This is a genomic window from Hymenobacter persicinus (assembly GCF_004167665.1).
GTDB lineage: Bacteria > Bacteroidota > Bacteroidia > Cytophagales > Hymenobacteraceae > Hymenobacter > Hymenobacter persicinus.
Map to the genome: position 1 here is coordinate 75,919 of NZ_SEWE01000003.1, position 15,908 is coordinate 91,826.

The 15,908-nt window shown below is 59.8% G+C and carries 15 protein-coding genes and 1 pseudogene; 4 read left to right on the plus strand and 12 right to left on the minus strand.

Annotation, left to right across the window (positions count from 1 at the left end):
• Positions 1-25 precede the first annotated feature (25 nt).
• The 9 genes and pseudogenes from EWM57_RS02040 to mazG form a co-directional block, all read right to left on the minus strand.
• Positions 26-1,462, minus strand: a complete 1,437-nt coding sequence (locus EWM57_RS02040) for a tetratricopeptide repeat protein (protein ID WP_165370380.1) — start codon at positions 1,460-1,462, stop codon at positions 26-28.
• A 235-nt stretch (positions 1,463-1,697) separates the two neighbouring features.
• On the minus strand, positions 1,698-2,639 hold the full coding sequence (locus EWM57_RS02045; protein WP_242509953.1) for a PstS family phosphate ABC transporter substrate-binding protein: 942 nt from the start codon (positions 2,637-2,639) through the stop codon (positions 1,698-1,700).
• A 10-nt stretch (positions 2,640-2,649) separates the two neighbouring features.
• A complete protein-coding gene (locus tag EWM57_RS02050) occupies positions 2,650-2,904 on the minus strand; it encodes a hypothetical protein (RefSeq protein ID WP_129919465.1) in 255 nt (84 codons plus the stop codon).
• A gap of 216 nt (positions 2,905-3,120) precedes the next feature.
• A complete protein-coding gene (locus tag EWM57_RS02055; RefSeq protein ID WP_129919466.1) occupies positions 3,121-3,948 on the minus strand; it encodes an energy transducer TonB in 828 nt (275 codons plus the stop codon).
• A gap of 242 nt (positions 3,949-4,190) precedes the next feature.
• Positions 4,191-5,018, minus strand: a complete 828-nt coding sequence (locus EWM57_RS02060; protein WP_242509954.1) for an energy transducer TonB — start codon at positions 5,016-5,018, stop codon at positions 4,191-4,193.
• Positions 5,015-5,542 (minus strand): ExbD/TolR family protein, encoded by a 528-nt coding sequence (locus tag EWM57_RS02065; protein WP_129919467.1) that lies wholly within the window; start codon positions 5,540-5,542, stop codon positions 5,015-5,017. The genes EWM57_RS02060 and EWM57_RS02065 overlap by 4 nt, the downstream gene beginning before the upstream one ends.
• A 12-nt stretch (positions 5,543-5,554) precedes the next feature.
• Positions 5,555-6,178: an ExbD/TolR family protein gene (locus EWM57_RS02070; protein ID WP_129919468.1), complete on the minus strand. Its 624-nt coding sequence runs from the start codon at positions 6,176-6,178 to the stop codon at positions 5,555-5,557.
• Positions 6,179-6,249: 71 nt separating this feature from the next.
• A pseudogene (locus tag EWM57_RS21880) lies at positions 6,250-7,100 on the minus strand (MotA/TolQ/ExbB proton channel family protein).
• Positions 7,101-7,384: 284 nt separating this feature from the next.
• Complete coding sequence (gene mazG / locus EWM57_RS02080; RefSeq protein ID WP_129919469.1) at positions 7,385-8,239, minus strand: nucleoside triphosphate pyrophosphohydrolase; 855 nt, start codon at positions 8,237-8,239, stop codon at positions 7,385-7,387.
• 160 nt (positions 8,240-8,399) lie between these two features.
• Between mazG and glmM the strand changes: the two genes are divergently transcribed.
• Both glmM and EWM57_RS02090 read left to right on the plus strand, forming a co-directional pair.
• A complete protein-coding gene (gene glmM, locus EWM57_RS02085; protein ID WP_129919470.1) occupies positions 8,400-9,788 on the plus strand; it encodes a phosphoglucosamine mutase in 1,389 nt (462 codons plus the stop codon).
• A gap of 159 nt (positions 9,789-9,947) precedes the next feature.
• A complete protein-coding gene (locus tag EWM57_RS02090; protein WP_129919471.1) occupies positions 9,948-11,132 on the plus strand; it encodes a cysteine desulfurase family protein in 1,185 nt (394 codons plus the stop codon).
• 16 nt (positions 11,133-11,148) lie between these two features.
• Here the strand turns inward: EWM57_RS02090 and EWM57_RS02095 are convergent, their stop codons facing one another.
• Both EWM57_RS02095 and EWM57_RS02100 read right to left on the minus strand, forming a co-directional pair.
• On the minus strand, positions 11,149-12,339 hold the full coding sequence (locus EWM57_RS02095; RefSeq protein WP_129919472.1) for a hypothetical protein: 1,191 nt from the start codon (positions 12,337-12,339) through the stop codon (positions 11,149-11,151).
• Positions 12,336-13,319, minus strand: a complete 984-nt coding sequence (locus EWM57_RS02100) for a DUF2157 domain-containing protein (protein WP_129919473.1) — start codon at positions 13,317-13,319, stop codon at positions 12,336-12,338. The genes EWM57_RS02095 and EWM57_RS02100 overlap by 4 nt, the downstream gene beginning before the upstream one ends.
• 118 nt (positions 13,320-13,437) lie before the next feature.
• On the opposite strand from EWM57_RS02100, the gene EWM57_RS02105 reads away from it, so the two are divergent.
• Together EWM57_RS02105 and EWM57_RS02110 are read left to right on the plus strand one after the other, a co-directional pair.
• Complete coding sequence (locus EWM57_RS02105) at positions 13,438-14,106, plus strand: PLDc N-terminal domain-containing protein (RefSeq protein ID WP_129919474.1); 669 nt, start codon at positions 13,438-13,440, stop codon at positions 14,104-14,106.
• Between the two features lie 45 nt (positions 14,107-14,151).
• Positions 14,152-14,667 (plus strand): PRC-barrel domain-containing protein, encoded by a 516-nt coding sequence (locus tag EWM57_RS02110; protein WP_129919475.1) that lies wholly within the window; start codon positions 14,152-14,154, stop codon positions 14,665-14,667.
• On the opposite strand, the gene EWM57_RS02115 is transcribed toward EWM57_RS02110, so the two are convergent.
• The gene (locus EWM57_RS02115; RefSeq protein ID WP_129919476.1) at positions 14,664-15,908 is read right to left on the minus strand and encodes a T9SS type A sorting domain-containing protein; all 1,245 of its coding nucleotides are present in this window, start codon (positions 15,906-15,908) and stop codon (positions 14,664-14,666) included. The genes EWM57_RS02110 and EWM57_RS02115 overlap by 4 nt on opposite strands.

Here is a 15,908-nt window from a genome sequence, read left to right on the forward strand (position 1 = left end):
TAATGAGCCGTTAAGAAACCGCCAGCTATTTCTTAGCAGGAGCTTTCTTAACCGGAGCTTTCGGCTTGTTCTTGCCGGTGATTTCGTCCACGGCTACCTTGGCGTCCTTGTTAGCAGGGTCCAACACCAGTACTTTCTGGTAGTAGGGCAGAGCTGCATTCTTATCCTTCTTGGTGAACAGGTAGTAGGAACCCAGGTAGTTGTTGGCTTCCACCAAACCTTCTTTGTATTTCGAAGGGTCGTTGGCCGAAGCTACCTCGATGTATTTCTCATAGTAAGGCTTGGCCGTACCCTGAGTCGAAGTTGGGTCCAGGTAGGTGTTCACCCGAGCGCGCATCTGGTAGCCGGGTACGTAGGTCGGACGAGCCGTGATAACCACGTTGTAGAGGCTGTCGGCCTGGGTGTACTGCTTGTTGGACTCGTAAGCCCGAGCCAGCAGTACGTTGTCGGCCAAGTCGCCTTTGCCGTCCTTCATGCGCATCTTATACTGAGCAATGGCAGCGGGATAGTTCTTGCTGCTCAGGTAAGCTTGGGCCAGGTCTTTGCGCAGGTCCATGTTGGTTGGGTCAGCAGCCACGGCCTTTTCGAGCAGGGAAATACCTTCGCCACCCTTACCCGACTTCGAGAGCATCTTGGCATAGTACACGTTGTCCTCCTTCAGAACCTTGCCAGCCGGAGCGAGCTTCATGAACTTATCCATGGCGGCAATAGCCTCATCGTTCTTGCCGGTCTCGTACAGCGAGTAGGCCCGCAGACGGTTCATGGTCAGGTTGTTGGGGTCACGGGCCAAGACTTTGTCAATCTCGGTCAGTGCCTCGGGGTATTTCTTGGTCAGAAACAGGAATGACGCGTACTTGGCATCCGTGTCCGGAGTCTTTTCAGCGGCGGCCATATACTTCTGGAAGCCAGCCAGAGCCTCGTCGTACTTACCGGCGTAGAAATACATTTCGGCCAGGTCGCGCTGGGCGGGAGCGTAGCTTGGGTCCAGGCTCAAAGCCTTCTCGAAGGCCGTGCGGGCTTCGTTGTAGTTGCGCGAACGAACGTTCAACTGGCCTTTGCGGTAGTAGGAGAGGGCATCGTTGGGGTTGGCCAGCGAAGCGCGCTCGTAGCTCGACATGGCCTCGCCACCACCGGTTTCCTGCTTCAGGTAGATGTCGCCGCGGGCAATCATCAGGGCGGCGTCATCCTTGCCTTTGTTGGCTTTCTGCGCCGCGTCCACGTAAGAAAGCGCCTTGGTTACGTCCTTCACGTCCGATTCGGCATAGGCCTGGGCAATCATCGTGAGAACCTTGGCGTCTTTGCCTTTGCTAACCTTTACGGCGTTATCGAACTGGATTTCAGCTTCGGCATTCTTGCCCTGAGCCAGTGCGGCGCGGCCGGCAGCTACCATCGTGGTGGCATCCTTCTGGTTCAGGGGAATACGGTTGAAATAGTACGCGGCCGAGTCCGGCATGTCGCGCATTTGGTACAAACGGCCTAACTCAAATGATGCGTCGGCCGACTGGCCTTGCTTCAACAAAGCCGCGCGGGCCTCGTTATAGCGCTCCAATTCAATAGATTTCTGAGCACTCGAGGTTTGAGCAACAGCGGCAGAGCCGGAAACAGACAAGGCAACGAGGAGCGAAAGCTTCCAGGGCTTGATGTTCATGAGCAAAAGGTTTGGGTGAAAAAGCGTGTGGAAAGTTGAAGGGTGAAGGCTAGAGCTTATTCGTGTTAATGATTCGCGTCTGGCCTACGGCCGGTACCAGCCCCGACTTGAGAACGATGAGCTGGCCTTTGTTGCCTGCTGCGAAGGATGCAAAACCGGTGCCAAGCCCAGCCCGGGCTTCCCGACTGATCAGATACACCTCCCGGCGCAGCGGATACGTCTTGAGGGCCATATAGGCCTGGTAGGGCTGTACGTAATCATCGGCCTTCTGTGGATTCGGATTGGAGCTGATGCCCACAACGCGCACTTTCTTTAAAAAGCGCTGCACGGCTGCATCATCCCGGTCACTAATCCAGTTGGCGCCGATAATGCCAATGGCACTGGGATGTGTAGCAACGTAATCAAGAAGGGCAGGGTTCGATTTGGCCGCAAATACCCGTTGAGTCAGCGCCGCGCCGCGGGTTACGGAGTCCTGCACGTAGCGGGCGGTGCTGGAGCGGTTGGCGTCAAAGACAACGTTGATGGCCCCCAACTTCTTCTTGCCGCTGATTTGGCTCCACTCCGCAGTTTTGCCCGTGAAGATGTCTCGCAACTGGGCCGTGGTCAGCAGTGAGTCGGCATTGCTGGGGTGCACAATGATAGCCAAGCCGTCAGTAGCCAGCTTGACGGCGCGCGGCACGAGTTTGAGGCGGTCGAAGCTGCCTTTTTCGGCGGCGGAAAGCTGCCGGGCCACCACAATGACGCGGGCCTTGTTGGAGAGCAAATCCTGGATAGCCGCTTCCTCGGGCTTATAGGAGGCTTGAATCTTGGCAGCTGGGTACAGCTTCTGGAAGGTATCGACCTGCGAGGTGAGGATGGGCGCAAACGTCTCATCAACGCTGATGTTGATGCTGCCGCTGGTCGTGGTATCCGTTTCGGCTGCCGCCCCCGGGGTGCCGCCGTTGTTACAGGCCGCCAGCAGCAGGCTGCTCAGGGCGACGGTCAAGCCCATTTTCCACCGGTTACTGCTCATCATCGTAGGTCGGTTTGCGTTTGAAATGCTGTCCGTAGGTGCGGACAAATCTAATGATTCCGTAAAACAAGAAAACGGTGCCCAGAATCCGGCGCGTACCCACGGGCAGCGTAATCATGCCGTTGGCAAGCCAGAGAAATACGCCCAGACCCATATAGATAAGGGCCATTGCCAGTAGAAAGTAGGGCACCAAGCGTTGGGGGGACTTACCCAGGCGTTCATCCGTGGTAGGACGATTCAGCATAGCACAGTGAAGAAGGAATGAAGCAGTGAAGTAGGGCTATAACGCAAAACCCCGGGCAGATTGTTCGTTCTGACCGGGTGGGCCACCCGGCGCGCTGCTGCATCACCACAAAAAAGTCAGAAAGTGGCCGGTGGAAATTCAACCGGCTACTTTCTGACTTTTGAAAAACCAATTTCAGCAAATATACTGCTAGGCCGCTATTTCGGGCTATGCTCGTTACTCATAGTGAAAAGTAATCGGCAGGGTGTAGCGCACGGCCACCGGGTGGCTGTTTTGCCGACCGGGCGTCCAGGCAGGCATGGCTTTGATAACGCGCGAGGCCTCTTCTTCTGTACCGTACCCCAAGCCCTTGAGTACCTGCACGTCGGAAATGTCGCCGCTGGCCTGCACCGTAAAGGCGACGAATACCTTGCCCGAAACGCCGTTGGCCAGGGCTTGGCGCGGGTACTTCAGATTGCGCTGCATGTACTTGCGCAGGGCCTCCAGGCCCCCGGCGAACTCGGGCATCACTTCCACGTGCACAAAGGGCGCAGCCGGCGCCGGGGCGGCCGTCACGTTCGAATCGTTGCCGGCCACCGTACCGGGGCCACTGCCCGCATTCGGGGCGGTGCTGCCGGGTATTGCGACGGGTCCCGTCTCGGCATTCGGATCGGTCGGCACCGCGGGTTCAACGGTTTCTTTGGGCACCTCCTTGAGCTCTTTCACAATTTTCGGCACCAACTCAGCAGGGGGAGTGACGACCACCTGGCGCCGCTGGGGCTGAGCGGGCGGCGGCGTGGCTTCTTTAGGCCGCTCAAAATCATAACGGCCCGGCTCGATGAGTACGTCATTGGGGATTTCGGGCACGACCACCGCGGCGGGCCAGAGCCGGTACGCGGCCAGGGGAACTCCAACCAGCAGCAGGCACAACAGCACGGAGACGGTTAGCCCCGTCACGAGGTGGCGGCTGTAGATGCGGCGCAGCACGTAGGCGCCATACGATTGGTTGCGGCCTTCAAAGACAATATCGTCGAGGGAGGCGGTACTGAGTTGCAGGGTGTTCATAGGGCAAAAGGTTAGGTGAAAAAATGGTGGTCAGCGCATCGTTAGCCAAGCCATTTCCCGAACCTCAAGGCTCGTTCCCGCTGGCTTTCAGGTAAGGAACGAAACCTATAAACTGCATGGTGCCCTCAAAAACCGCGTTTTCGACCTAGCTAGGTTTGTCTTCGACAAAAAAAAGACCCAAACCAGCTCGTCGGCTGATTTGGGTCTTTAGTAGGTTCTCCAGAAAGGGAGATTCGCTAGGCTTAGCGAATGGCGAAGGTTACCGGTACGGTGTACGAAACACTTACGGCCCGACCATTCTGCTTACCAGGAGCGAACTTCGGCAGGTTCTTGATAACGCGGGATGCTTCTTCGTCGCAGCCTGCGCCAATGCCTTTCTGCACCTTCACATCCGAAACCTGTCCGTCAGGACCAACTACGAATGCAATAAATACTTTGCCTTCCACCTGATTGCGCAGGGCCAGGGCGGGGTATTTGATATTCTGGGCAATGTACTTGAGCAACGCTTCCTGTCCGCCGGGGAATACCGGCATCTGCTCTACGTAGGTGTACACCTTCTGCTCAACTACCTCTTCTACCACCTTGTTGCCTTCACCTTCCAAGCCGCTGAGGTCAGCGGGGTTGTCGGTGTTGCCTTTCACGGTTTCGGTAGCTACCGTCTTTTCCTTGAGTTCTTCCTGGTCGGGAATCTCTTCCACCTTCTTGATTTCCTCATCCTTCTTCACCACCGGAGGCGTGAATTTGATGGTGGAAAGTTTCGGCGGTGGCGGCGGTGGCGCCTCCGGTGGTGGTGGGGGCGGTGGGGGTTTCGTTTCGTCCAGCGGTGGAGCTTCCATAAGCTCGTTCACCTTCAGCATCTTGTCGTCCTGCTTAACGTCTTTGTCAGCGAACATCCGCGCGATGAGCGGGAAGCTGACCATGATAGCAAAGATGGCGACTGCAATGAGAAGGGCCCGCGTAACGTGGCTACCGTACAAGCGCCGCAACACATACGCTCCGTAGGCCTTGTTACGGCCTTCAAAAACGATGTCGTCGAACGATGCACGCGCCAGTTGCGTGTTATCCATCATTTGCCAGAGGTTTTTATGAGGTCCTCATCCGCTTTCGAGATATCCACCAGCGCGTACTTTTTCTGGTCGGTGATGTTCATCTCGTCGAGGATGTCAACCATGTTCTTGTAATTGGATTTGTCGGCCGGCTTGATCAGAACCACCGTTTTGGGGTCCCGACGACGGCGCTCCAACAAGACTTTACGAATACCATCGGCGGCGTAGCTGGTCGGAATCAGTTCCGGCTTGGCTTCGCCTTCTTTGAGCAGGCCTTCGTAATAATAGATCTTGTCGTTTTCATCCATCAGAATGGTGAAAGCATTTGAAGCAGGCAGTTCCTGGGGAGGATCATTCGGCTTCGGCTTCACCGGCATCGTCATCTGCATGACGGTGGGCTTGCTGAACGTGGTGGTCAGCATGAAAAAGGTAAGCAGCAGGAAAGCCAAGTCGACCATGGGGGTCATGTCGATTTTGGTCGACATTTTTTTGGCTCTCTTTTTACCGCCTTTTCCGCCGCCTTTGTCTTGTTGTTGTATTTCGGCCATGGCTCTGCGGGGTTACTTACCGGCTACGGGCTTGGTTTCCAAGTCCGTAATCAGGTTGAAACGGTTGATGTTCTTTTCCTGCAGCAGCTTGATGACTTTCTTTACGGTCGGTACGTCCGCGTTGCCGTCACCTTTGATGGCAACGTAGGCGGGCTTACCAAACTCCTTGCGGCTGGCGGCCTGCGCCTCTACCACCCAATCAATGAATTGATTGTTGAGCGAGTCGGCAGGGATGCCGGGCTGCTTGATGGTCTTGCGCTGCTCGTTGTCGCGGCTCAGAAAATCGGGCAGTTGCTGCACCGGTACGCCAAAGCTGGAGAGGTTGGAGAACGTCTTGGCCTGGGCTGCCGTGAAGCTCACCCCGTACTTGGCGCCAACGCGCGACAACATGTCCATCTTGGGCTTGGCATCGTCCATGCCGAAGAATACGCGCTTGTCCTTGTCCACCGAAATGGTGATAACGTGGCTTTCGGGTAGGCGCAACTCGGAAGTAGACGATGGCGTGTCAACCACCACAGCTTCCTCGGGAGCAAACTTGGTGGTGAGCATAAAGAACGTCACCAGCAGGAATGCCAGGTCCACCATCGGAGTCATATCCAACGAAGGGGACGTTCTATGGGGCTTTACTTTGGGCATTTCTGGCGTGGTTTAATAGCGATGATTCAGAAACGTGGAATGGTTGGTAATTAGTGCCTTGCGGGCGCTAATTAGGCAACGTGCTCCGTTTCGCCGTGCTGAGCAGCGAAGGTCTGAATGATGCTGAAGCCAGCCTCGTCGATGCTGTAGGTCAGCTCGTCAATTTTGCTGGTGAAGAAGTTGTAGGCTACGATGGCCAGAGCCGACGTACCGATACCCAGTGCCGTGTTGATCAGAGCTTCCGAGATACCGTTGGCCAGACCAACTGCGTCGGGAGCACCACCTTGGGCCAGAGCGGCGAAGGCCTTGATCATACCGAATACCGTACCCAGCAGACCTACCAGCGTGGCGATAGAAGCCAGGGTGGACAGGATAACGAGGTTTTTCTCCAGCATAGGCAGTTCGAGAGCCGTCGACTCTTCGATTTCCTTCTGGATTGCCAGGATCTTCTGGTCTTTTCCATGTTGCGCTCACGAGCCATCTCCTGGTACTTGCCCAGACCGGCTTTCACCACGTTGGCAACCGAACCTTTCTGCTGGTCGCAGGCGGCGATGGCACCGGTGATGTCGTTCACGTTCAGCTTCTGACGGATAGTGCGCACGAAAGCTTCGATGCTCTTGGTGCCTTTAGCCTTGCTGATGGTCAGGAAACGCTCAATCGAGAACGTGAATACCAACAGGAAGAAAGTCAGCAGCAGGGGCACGATCGGACCACCTTTGTACACTACGCCGAGGTAGTTGCCGGGCAATGGGTTGTTTGCGTTGTCGCCACCCTGGAAGTTGCTGCCGTTACCAAACACGAAGAGGTAAACTATAACTGAGACAACAAATGCGAGGGGAATCACGATGGCAGCAAACGCTGACCCACCTTTTGCTTCACCTTTAGGTGCTGCAGGAGCGGCGGGCCGCACGTTCTTGTTCATGGCATTCTTTTGTTCCATTGTTCCGGAGAATTAGTGGGTTGGTGGTGAAAGGTTGAATTAAGTAGTAAAAAGTGAACAACTGGGTTGGATACCCCCGAAGACGGCGGCGGCCCCGCTCACCCGCACGCTCCGCTCCCCAAGGGTGGCGGAAATCGTGGGTCTGCTCGTGCGCGGGGCCCCTTGCGAATTCAGTCTATCCTTGGCAAACCTAAATAAAAAGGAACGTGCTGCCAAATGAAAAATGCGTTTAAACGCTTTAAAACGGTTTGTAACTCAAAAAAAGGCTATTTCTGAGGTGAGTGGGTAGTCACGGATGGGGGCAGCTTTTTGGCCTTCTCCCAGTAAACGTCCATCTGGGCCAAGCTCAAATCGGCGAGGCGGTGCCCCTCCCGGGCGGCCTCGGTTTCCAGAAACTGAAAGCGCTGGATAAACTTTCGGTTTGTACGTTCCAACGCCTCCTCCGGGTTGATGTTGGCGAAGCGCGCAAAGTTGACGAGCGAGAATAGCAAGTCGCCAAACTCGGCCGTAGCGCGTTCCTGGTTCATCTTTTCGGGGTCGGCATTGGCAAACTCCTCCCCGAATTCGGCCAGTTCCTCCTGCACCTTTTCCCAGACCTGCTCCTGCCGTTCCCAGTCGAAGCCGGCGCCCCGGGCCTTTTCCTGGATGCGCATGGCCTTAACCAGCGCGGGCAAAGAAGTCGGCACGCCGCCGAGCACCGAGGAATTGCCTTTTTCCTTGAGCTTCAGTTGCTCCCAGTTGCGCTTCACGTCTTCCTCACTGCTCACGCTCACGTCGCCGTAGATGTGGGGGTGACGGAAGATGAGCTTCTCGCACTGGGCGTTGAGTACGTCGGCAATGTCGAACTGGTTGGTTTCGGAGGCTATTTTGGCGTAAAACGTCAGGTGCAGCATCACGTCGCCGAGCTCCTTTTTCACGTCGGGCAGGTCGTCGCGCAGAATGGCGTCCGACAGCTCGTAGGTTTCTTCGATGGTCAGGTGGCGCAGGCTCTGCATGGTCTGCTTCCGGTCCCAGGGGCATTCGGCGCGCAGCCGGTCCAGCACGTCGAGCAGACGGCCGAAGGCGGCCAGCTGGTCGGCGCGGCGCGGGGAGGGGGAGGCGGGGAGGTCGTGGAGTTCCATTAGCCAAATATACAACCTTGGGTTTGTTGCGGCATTATTTGCGCTTCCTGCGGCCGAACCGGTCCATCTACTGCCGCAGTTACGGCGGCGGCCCCGATTCTTACGTAGGGAAAGCAGGCGGCTTTCTCTACTTTTGCGGACTCAAACACTGACATAGATTGTGGCACTGATCAAATCAATTTCCGGCATTCGGGGTACTATCGGCGGCGCGGCCGGCGAAGGCCTCACCCCACTCGATGTAGTGAAGTATGCGGCGGCCTTTGGCACCTGGGTACTGGATACAACCCAGAACAACACCATCGTCATCGGGCGCGATGCGCGCATCTCGGGCGAGATGGTCAGCAAGCTCGTAGCCGCCACGCTGCAGGGCTTAGGCATCGACGTTATTGATCTGGGCCTGAGCACGACGCCTACCGTGGAAATGGCCGTGCCCGCCAAGAAGGCCGGCGGCGGCATCATCCTGACGGCTTCGCACAACCCCAAGCAGTGGAATGCGCTGAAGCTGCTCAACGGCAAGGGCGAGTTTATCTCGGACGAGGACGGCAAGCAGGTCCTGCACCTGGGCGACACTGAGGCCTTCGACTTTGCGCCCGTGACCAAGCTGGGCCAGTATTCCACCGACGACACGTTCCTGCAGCAGCACATCGATGCCATTCTGCGCCTGCCGCTGGTGGATGCGGCCGCCATCAAGGCCAAGAAGTTCCGGGTGGTGGTGGATGCAGTGAACTCCTGCGGGGGCTTTGCCGTGCCGATGCTGCTGGAAGCGCTGGGCGTGGAAACCGTGGAAAAGCTGTTTTGCGAGCCTACCGGCGACTTTGCCCACAATCCCGAGCCTCTGCCCGAAAACTTGCGCGAAATTGCCAAGACGATGGAGAAAGGCGCCTTCGACCTGGGCATTGTGGTGGACCCCGACGTGGACCGCTTGGCCCTGGTAAACGAGGACGGCACCATGTTCGGCGAGGAATACACGCTGGTGGCCGTGGCCGACTACGTGCTCCAGCAGAACGGCGGGGGCAACACGGTCAGCAACCTGAGCAGCACCCGCGCACTGCGCGACGTGACCGAGAAGGCCGGCGGACAGTACGCCGCCGCCGCCGTGGGTGAGGTGAACGTGGTAACGAAGATGAAAGAAACCCAGGCCGTTATCGGCGGCGAGGGCAACGGCGGCATCATCTACCCCGAGCTGCACTACGGCCGCGACTCTCTGGTAGGCATTGCGCTGTTTTTGAGCCACCTGGCCAAAACCGGCCTGACCATGACGCGCCTGCGCAACTCTTACCCGAGCTACTTCATTTCGAAGAATAAGATTGAGCTGACCCCGGAAATTGACACCGACCTGGTGCTCAAAAAGATGGCCAAGCGCTACGCCAAGCAGCCGGTGAACACCATTGACGGCGTGAAAATCGAGTTCGACAAGGAGTGGGTGCACCTGCGCAAGTCGAACACGGAGCCCATCATCCGGATCTACGCTGAGTCGGAATCCAACGCCACGGCCGACCACCTGGCCAATAAAATCATTGCCGACATCAAGGAAATTATTTCCGCCTAGCCCGAGTACCGCGCAGCTTTCAACCCAACCCACGAGGCGGGGCTGAGGGGCAGCGGATTGCACGTATCAGGTCAATGCTATAAAGGATTCCGGCGGCACGCCGGAATCCTTTATTTTTGTGCCGTGCTGCTTGCGGCACTCCACCCCAAACCGCCCGGTATGCACCCCACCCCAGACCTGCACGCATCGGCAGCCGCCCCCACGGCCGCTTACTTTGACAACGCCGCCACCACCCCGCTCGATCCGGAAGTGCTCGATGCCATGCTGCCCTTCATGCGGGAGCATTTCGGCAACCCGAGCAGCATCCACGGGCACGGGCGCAAGGTGCGGGCGGCCATTGAGAATGCGCGCAAGACCATTGCTCACCTGATCAACGCTGCCCCGGCCGAAATTTCCTTTACCTCGGGCGGTACGGAAGGCGACAACTACGCCGCTTTTGGCAGCGTGCGGACCCTGGGACTCAAGCACGCTGTTACTTCCTCACTCGAACACCACGCGGTGCTGCACACGCTCCAGGCCCTGGAAAAGAGCGGCGAAATCAAGCTCAGCTACGTGCGCCACGACGCCCAGGGCCGCCTCGACCTGGAGCACCTCGACGAGCTGCTGGGCACGCACCCGCGCTCCTTCGTGAGCTTGATGCACGGCAACAATGAAATCGGGAACCTGAACGACATTCAGGCCATCGGCGACATCTGCGCCCGGCACGACGCCATTTTCCACACCGATACGGTGCAGACGATGGGCCACTACCGCCACGACGTGCAGCAGCTCAAAAACCACTTTCTGGTGGGCTCAGCCCACAAATTCCATGGTCCTAAAGGCGTCGGGTTTCTCTACCGCCGGGCCGGGGTGCAGGCCGAGCCGCTGATTCACGGCGGGTCGCAGGAGCGCAACGTACGGGCGGGCACCGAAAATGTGTACGGCATTGTGGGACTGGCTAAGGCCCTGGAAATTGCCTGTAGCAACATGGCCGACCACCACCGCTACATTCAGAGCCTGAAAGACCGGTTTATCAGCCGCTTGCAGGCCGAAATCGAGGACGTCAGCTTCAACGGCTGCTCCGCCATTGCCGACGCCAGCCTGTACACGGTGCTGAACGTGAGCCTGCCGCCCTCCGAACTCAACGAGATGTTGCTCTTCAACCTCGACATCAGCCACGTGTCGGTGTCGGGAGGCTCGGCGTGTACGAGCGGGGCCAACGCCGGCTCCCACGTGCTGACGGCGCTGGGCTGCGACCCCAGCCGCGGGGCCATCCGCTTTTCCATGAGCAAGTACAACACCGTGCCCGAGGTTGACTTTGCCGTGGAGCAGCTGGCCAAAATGTACCGCAAGGTATCGGTATAAGCCCGCGGCGGCGGCTTTAGTAGCTGCCGTCGGCGCCCCCGCCGCCCGAACTGCCGCCTCCGAATTCGAAGCCTGGCGCCTGCGGAGCCGGGACGTGAGCCGTTTGCGCTACAATCAGGGATTCGAGGTTGAACAGCTGCTGCTTGTCGTCGGCGGGCGCGGTGGCGGTGAGGCCGTGGCGTGGGGTGCGCAGGTAGCGGAATGCCCAGACCGTGAAACCCGTCAGCACGGCGCCGGCCAGGGCCGCGGCCACTTCCGGCGGAAGCAGGGAGCGGTAAAAGCGCACCGTGTACAGGGAAAAAGCCAGCGTCAGCAGACCCAGAATAAGCCAGGTGCGCCGGGCCCGCCGCAGCCCGACGAGAATGTAGAGCAGGGGAATGCCGGCGGTGAAAAAGTAAAACAGCCCGGCGAAGGGAATTTGCTGGGAGGCGCCGGCCTCACTCAGGGCAGCATTGCCTTCACGCACCACCAGATAGTTGCCGCCCAGGTAGAACGTGGCCAGCAGCAGCGCTTTCAGTAGGTCGTAGCAGGGCTTGTAGTACAGGTAGTCGGGGCGCCGGATCAGGTGTTGAACCAGGGCATAGCCCGCCACGGCCGTCAGCATGAGGGCAAACGGCAGCAGCAGCCGGCCGGCCCCGAATTGCAGCAGCCCGTTGGCAAGCCAAACCAGCAAAGCCCCGTACGCGGCGGCGGCCACCCACCGGTCGGCGTAGCGCACCACGGCCAGCACCAGCAAGCCAATGGTGGGCACCAGTACCAGGGTCAGAAACGAATTGGCCAGCGAAAAGCGGTACAGCGCCGGCGTGGCAGTTCCCACCACGTAGACCACAGTCGAAATCAGGCAGCCCAGGGCGAAGTAAAGCAGGGCATTATCGGCGCCTGAATGGTAGAGCTGCGACTCCCGAATTACGAGCTCCAATACGGCCAAGCTCAGCAAGCCACCGATAAGCCCCGCACCGACGAAGCTGCCTTCCCGAAAGCCAGTTAGCAGCGTAATCAGGCCGGTTGAGGTGGAGCAGGCCAGCAGGGTAAACAGGAAGATGCCCACTCGGATAAACAGGGTTGGTCGGGAGTAGCTGAGCGGGTGCGCGGCCTCAATGGCGGCCAGCTGGGGCGCCGAAATCAACTCCTGCTGCTGCCAGCGGGTGGCGGCCCGCCGCACGGCCTGGTGGTAGGCCCAGACCGGATTGTAGGCTTTGATGCTCATACCAGACGCAGAATTTTCTTGAGGTTGGAAAACAGCCACACGACCCCCGCCGCCGACAGCGGGAAATACAACGTCAGCAGGCCCCAGGCATCCCGGGCGAAGAGACCCACGAGCCAGAAAAATAGATAAGTCACCACTATGTAGCCGTACCCGACGCCCATCAGCAGCAGCAGATAGGAGTGGGCGCGTCGGGCGTACCAGATCAGAAAGCCGCTGACGAGCAGAATAAACGCGCCGGCGGCCACGGGCGGCAACGCAGCCGGCGAAAAGGAAAACAGCGCGGCCGTGGCGGCCAGCAGGGCCAGGTTGCCGCCCAACGACAAGTAGGTGAAGGCAAAGTGCGCCTTGCGGCCCAGGTGCTCGGAGGCCCAGCCCGCGCCCACCAGCAACGCACCCAGTAGCATGGCGCTGGTGCTCAAATCGACGCGGGAAAAGTCATTGAGGTGCAAAGCCGACACCGGCGCGATGCTCACGCCCACCCACGAGGCTAGCGCCGTGATGGCCATCGACAGCACCCCACGGTGGTCGAAGCGGTAGGCCAGAACGAAAAACAGCGCCGCCGGCAGAAACAAAGCCAGGCCATAGCGGGTGCCAAATAGCCGATACTGGGCCTGCAGGTAGCCTTCCAGGGTCAGAAACGTGAGGCAGCCCAGCAGCAGCAGATAATCGGGAACCACGCCGGCCGGCGGCGCCTGCCCCCAGGTAAAGGGCCGGCGGTGGCGGAAGGCGTACGTGAAGCTTGCCAGCATCAGCGCCGCCAGCCCGGCAATGATGACGCCGTGCCCGATGTCGTCGAGGTGCTGGTAGAGCAACACCCCCAGACCGCCGCTGAGTAAGGTAATGCCCAGGTACAGCAGGGTGCGCAGCTCGTAGTGCACCGAAAACGGCCGGGTGCGCTCGTGCTGCGCAATTGCGGCGGCTTGCTCGGGAGGTAGTAACCCCTTGGCAGTCAGATCAGCAATGATTTGGTCGGAAGACATGGGCAGCGGCCGGAAGCCAATACGGTGCGGGTAAACATACCAACTCTTGCGGAATGCGTATTATTCGCCAGTACTGGCTGCCATTGGCAGCATTCACTCGCCTAACTGGTTTGCTCGCATGGCCGAAATCAACATTCAACGCAAAAAGTCTTCCCCCAGCCCCTGGCTGCTCATTATCCTGGCCCTGGCCGTGCTGGGTCTGATTGCCTACTTCTTCCTCCGCGCCGACAACGCCAGCGCCCCGGATCCGGCCGCCGCGCCGGCCACGGCCACCAGCACGCCCGCCACCGACGCCGAAGCCGAGTCCATGGCCCGCGCCACACCGCCGCCCGCTGATGGTTCGGGTAACGCCGCCGTGGCCGACATGGCCGCTGAGGAGGCCCCCGCCACGCCCGACGAACTGGCCAGCTTTGCCGCCAACGAAGCCGCGGCCCCCGACTACGGCCGCCGCGGTCTGCGCATGCTCAGCGCCACGCTCTCCGACCTAGCTGACCGCGCCGACCTGCGCGACGCGGCCGTGAGCGAAAAGCGCAACGACCTGACCAGCGCCATCAGCCGCCTCGACGAGCCCGGAGCCAACCTCAAGCCGGGGCTAGTGGCCGCCACGGCCCTGATGCAGGCCATGCAGCAGAAAGCGTATCCAGATCTGGAAGGGCCCGTTGGGGAGTTGGCCGACCAGGCCCGGGAACTATCGGGGCGGCAAACGGCGGCCGACCAGGCTCCGCTCCAAAGCTTTTTCACCAAAGCCGCCGAGGTCGTACGCAGCTTCAGCCAGCCCGCTGCTTAGAGGCAGTACTTTTTTCCGTCATCAACCAAGCCCCTTTTGCCCTTCATGGACACGCCCACCATTCCGCCGGCTGCCGGCATGCACCTGCGCCGCCTCCGCGACCTGACCGAGTTTGAAGTAGCCGACGGCAACCCCGACGTGCGGGGCTGGTCGGTGCGCGGCGGCGACGGCAAGAAGTTTGGCGAAGTCTTCGAGCTTATCGTCGATACCCAGGCCCTGAAGGTGCGCTACCTCGACGTGGAACTCGACGCGGGCCTGCAGGTGAATGAGCACGAGCGGCACATCCTGCTGCCTATCGGCGTGGCCGCCCTCGACGAAGACGGCGACAACGTTTTTGTGACCTCGCTCACGCTGGAATCGGTGCTGGAATACCCGCCTTACGTCGAAATTCAGATTACCCGCGAGTACGAGGAAGCCATGCTCCGCTCGTTGCGCCTGCCCGTACCGACAGCCTCCGCCGCAAGCTTCTACGACCAGGATTCCTACAACGACCATCGGTTTTACCAGTCGCGCCAGCGCCTGAGCGGTCCGGAACCCGACGTGCCCAGCGAAGGCGTTTAGCGCCGCTCCACGCGCTGGCTCACCACCTGCCCATCGGCCAGGGTGATGTGCGCCAGATACAGCCCGGCGGGCAACGCAGTCAGGTCGTACACCAACTCGCCGGACGTTTCTGCCACCGGCGCCACGGCTACGGCCTGCCCCAGCGAATTCACCCAGCGCACCTGCGCGGGCTTCGTGGGGCTGCTCAGGTGCAGGCGGTCGGTGGCGGGGTTGGGATAGAGGCGGATTCCCGCCTGGGCCGCGTTGCGGGTAGCCAGCGTAGTGCGTTTGGGAATGCTCAGCCAGATGGTCGCATTGAGCAGCACCCGGGCGTGGTCGCCGTTGGCTTCAGCGCTCCAGCCGTTGTAAAGGCTGTCACCGGGGTCGCCGGTACCGTCGTCGGCGGGGGAACTGTCGCCCAGGGCTACCACTTTGCCTTTGCCGTAGCGGGCGTAGGCCATAAAGGCGCCGGTAGTGCCGCCCGCCGCGACGCCGGGCTTGTAGATGATGCCCCGCACCGACGGATTCGCCGTGGGGTTCAGGGTCATGGTGGCGCCGTTGTGGTATTCCATGGCCGCCACGTGGCCGGCCGGGCCGTGCAGCAGCGAGTCGGTGGGCAGGGCGGCCACGTTGGTCGTGTTTACCACCAGATTGTTCAGGTCGAAGGTGAAGCCGAACACGCTGGGCGCGCCCGCGGTAGGCTGCATCAAGTCGTTCCATATTTCGGGAGAGTCCCAGCCGTCGCCGTTGCGGTCGGAGTTGTCGTGGTCCGAAATCATCAGCAGGCCGCCGCCGTTGCGCACGTAGTTGAGCAGGGCGGCCTTCTCAGCCGTGGAAAAGCGGATGTTGGGCTCATCCACGATGTAGACCTGATAGTTGCTCAGGTCCTGCACGTTGGACGCGTCGCCGTAGGTGAGGCGGGCATTGTAGGGCAGCGTTTCCACCTGAAAGCCCCGCTTCACCAAGGCCACGCCCCAGGACGAAATAGCGCCCTGCCAGTAGGTTTCCGGGGTGTTGGCCGTGATGCCGCTCTGGGCCGGGTTGGGAAAGCGCTGCGGGTTGGAGTCGGAGCCCGCGCCGGTGGTCATGGCCCCGTTGGAGCCCACGCCCAGGTTGTGCAGGTCGGCGTCGATAACCCAGTCGGCATTGTTGGCCATTTCGGCCCGGGTGGCGTCGAAAAGAACTTTGAGGGGTTGCTGTTGAGCGTAGCTCAGGCCGGCCGTCAGCAGAAGGCCAGCCGTCAGAAAAGTAAAAAGGCGCAT

Bases quoted from the DNA above. Each gene is read 5' to 3' on its own strand.
- EWM57_RS02040 (WP_165370380.1), bottom strand. From the start codon at position 1,462: ATGCGCGACATGCCGGACTCGGCCGCGTACTATTTCAACCGTATTCCC.
- EWM57_RS02045 (WP_242509953.1), bottom strand. From the start codon at position 2,639: ATGGGCTTGACCGTCGCCCTGAGCAGCCTGCTGCTGGCGGCCTGTAAC.
- EWM57_RS02050 (WP_129919465.1), bottom strand. From the start codon at position 2,904: ATGCTGAATCGTCCTACCACGGATGAACGCCTGGGTAAGTCCCCCCAA.
- EWM57_RS02055 (WP_129919466.1), bottom strand. From the start codon at position 3,948: ATGAACACCCTGCAACTCAGTACCGCCTCCCTCGACGATATTGTCTTT.
- EWM57_RS02060 (WP_242509954.1), bottom strand. From the start codon at position 5,018: ATGATGGATAACACGCAACTGGCGCGTGCATCGTTCGACGACATCGTT.
- EWM57_RS02065 (WP_129919467.1), bottom strand. From the start codon at position 5,542: ATGGCCGAAATACAACAACAAGACAAAGGCGGCGGAAAAGGCGGTAAA.
- EWM57_RS02070 (WP_129919468.1), bottom strand. From the start codon at position 6,178: ATGCCCAAAGTAAAGCCCCATAGAACGTCCCCTTCGTTGGATATGACT.
- mazG (WP_129919469.1), bottom strand. From the start codon at position 8,239: ATGGAACTCCACGACCTCCCCGCCTCCCCCTCCCCGCGCCGCGCCGAC.
- EWM57_RS02090 (WP_129919471.1), top strand. From the start codon at position 9,948: ATGCACCCCACCCCAGACCTGCACGCATCGGCAGCCGCCCCCACGGCC.
- EWM57_RS02095 (WP_129919472.1), bottom strand. From the start codon at position 12,339: ATGAGCATCAAAGCCTACAATCCGGTCTGGGCCTACCACCAGGCCGTG.
- EWM57_RS02100 (WP_129919473.1), bottom strand. From the start codon at position 13,319: ATGTCTTCCGACCAAATCATTGCTGATCTGACTGCCAAGGGGTTACTA.
- EWM57_RS02105 (WP_129919474.1), top strand. From the start codon at position 13,438: ATGGCCGAAATCAACATTCAACGCAAAAAGTCTTCCCCCAGCCCCTGG.
- EWM57_RS02110 (WP_129919475.1), top strand. From the start codon at position 14,152: ATGGACACGCCCACCATTCCGCCGGCTGCCGGCATGCACCTGCGCCGC.
- EWM57_RS02115 (WP_129919476.1), bottom strand. From the start codon at position 15,908: ATGCGCCTTTTTACTTTTCTGACGGCTGGCCTTCTGCTGACGGCCGGC.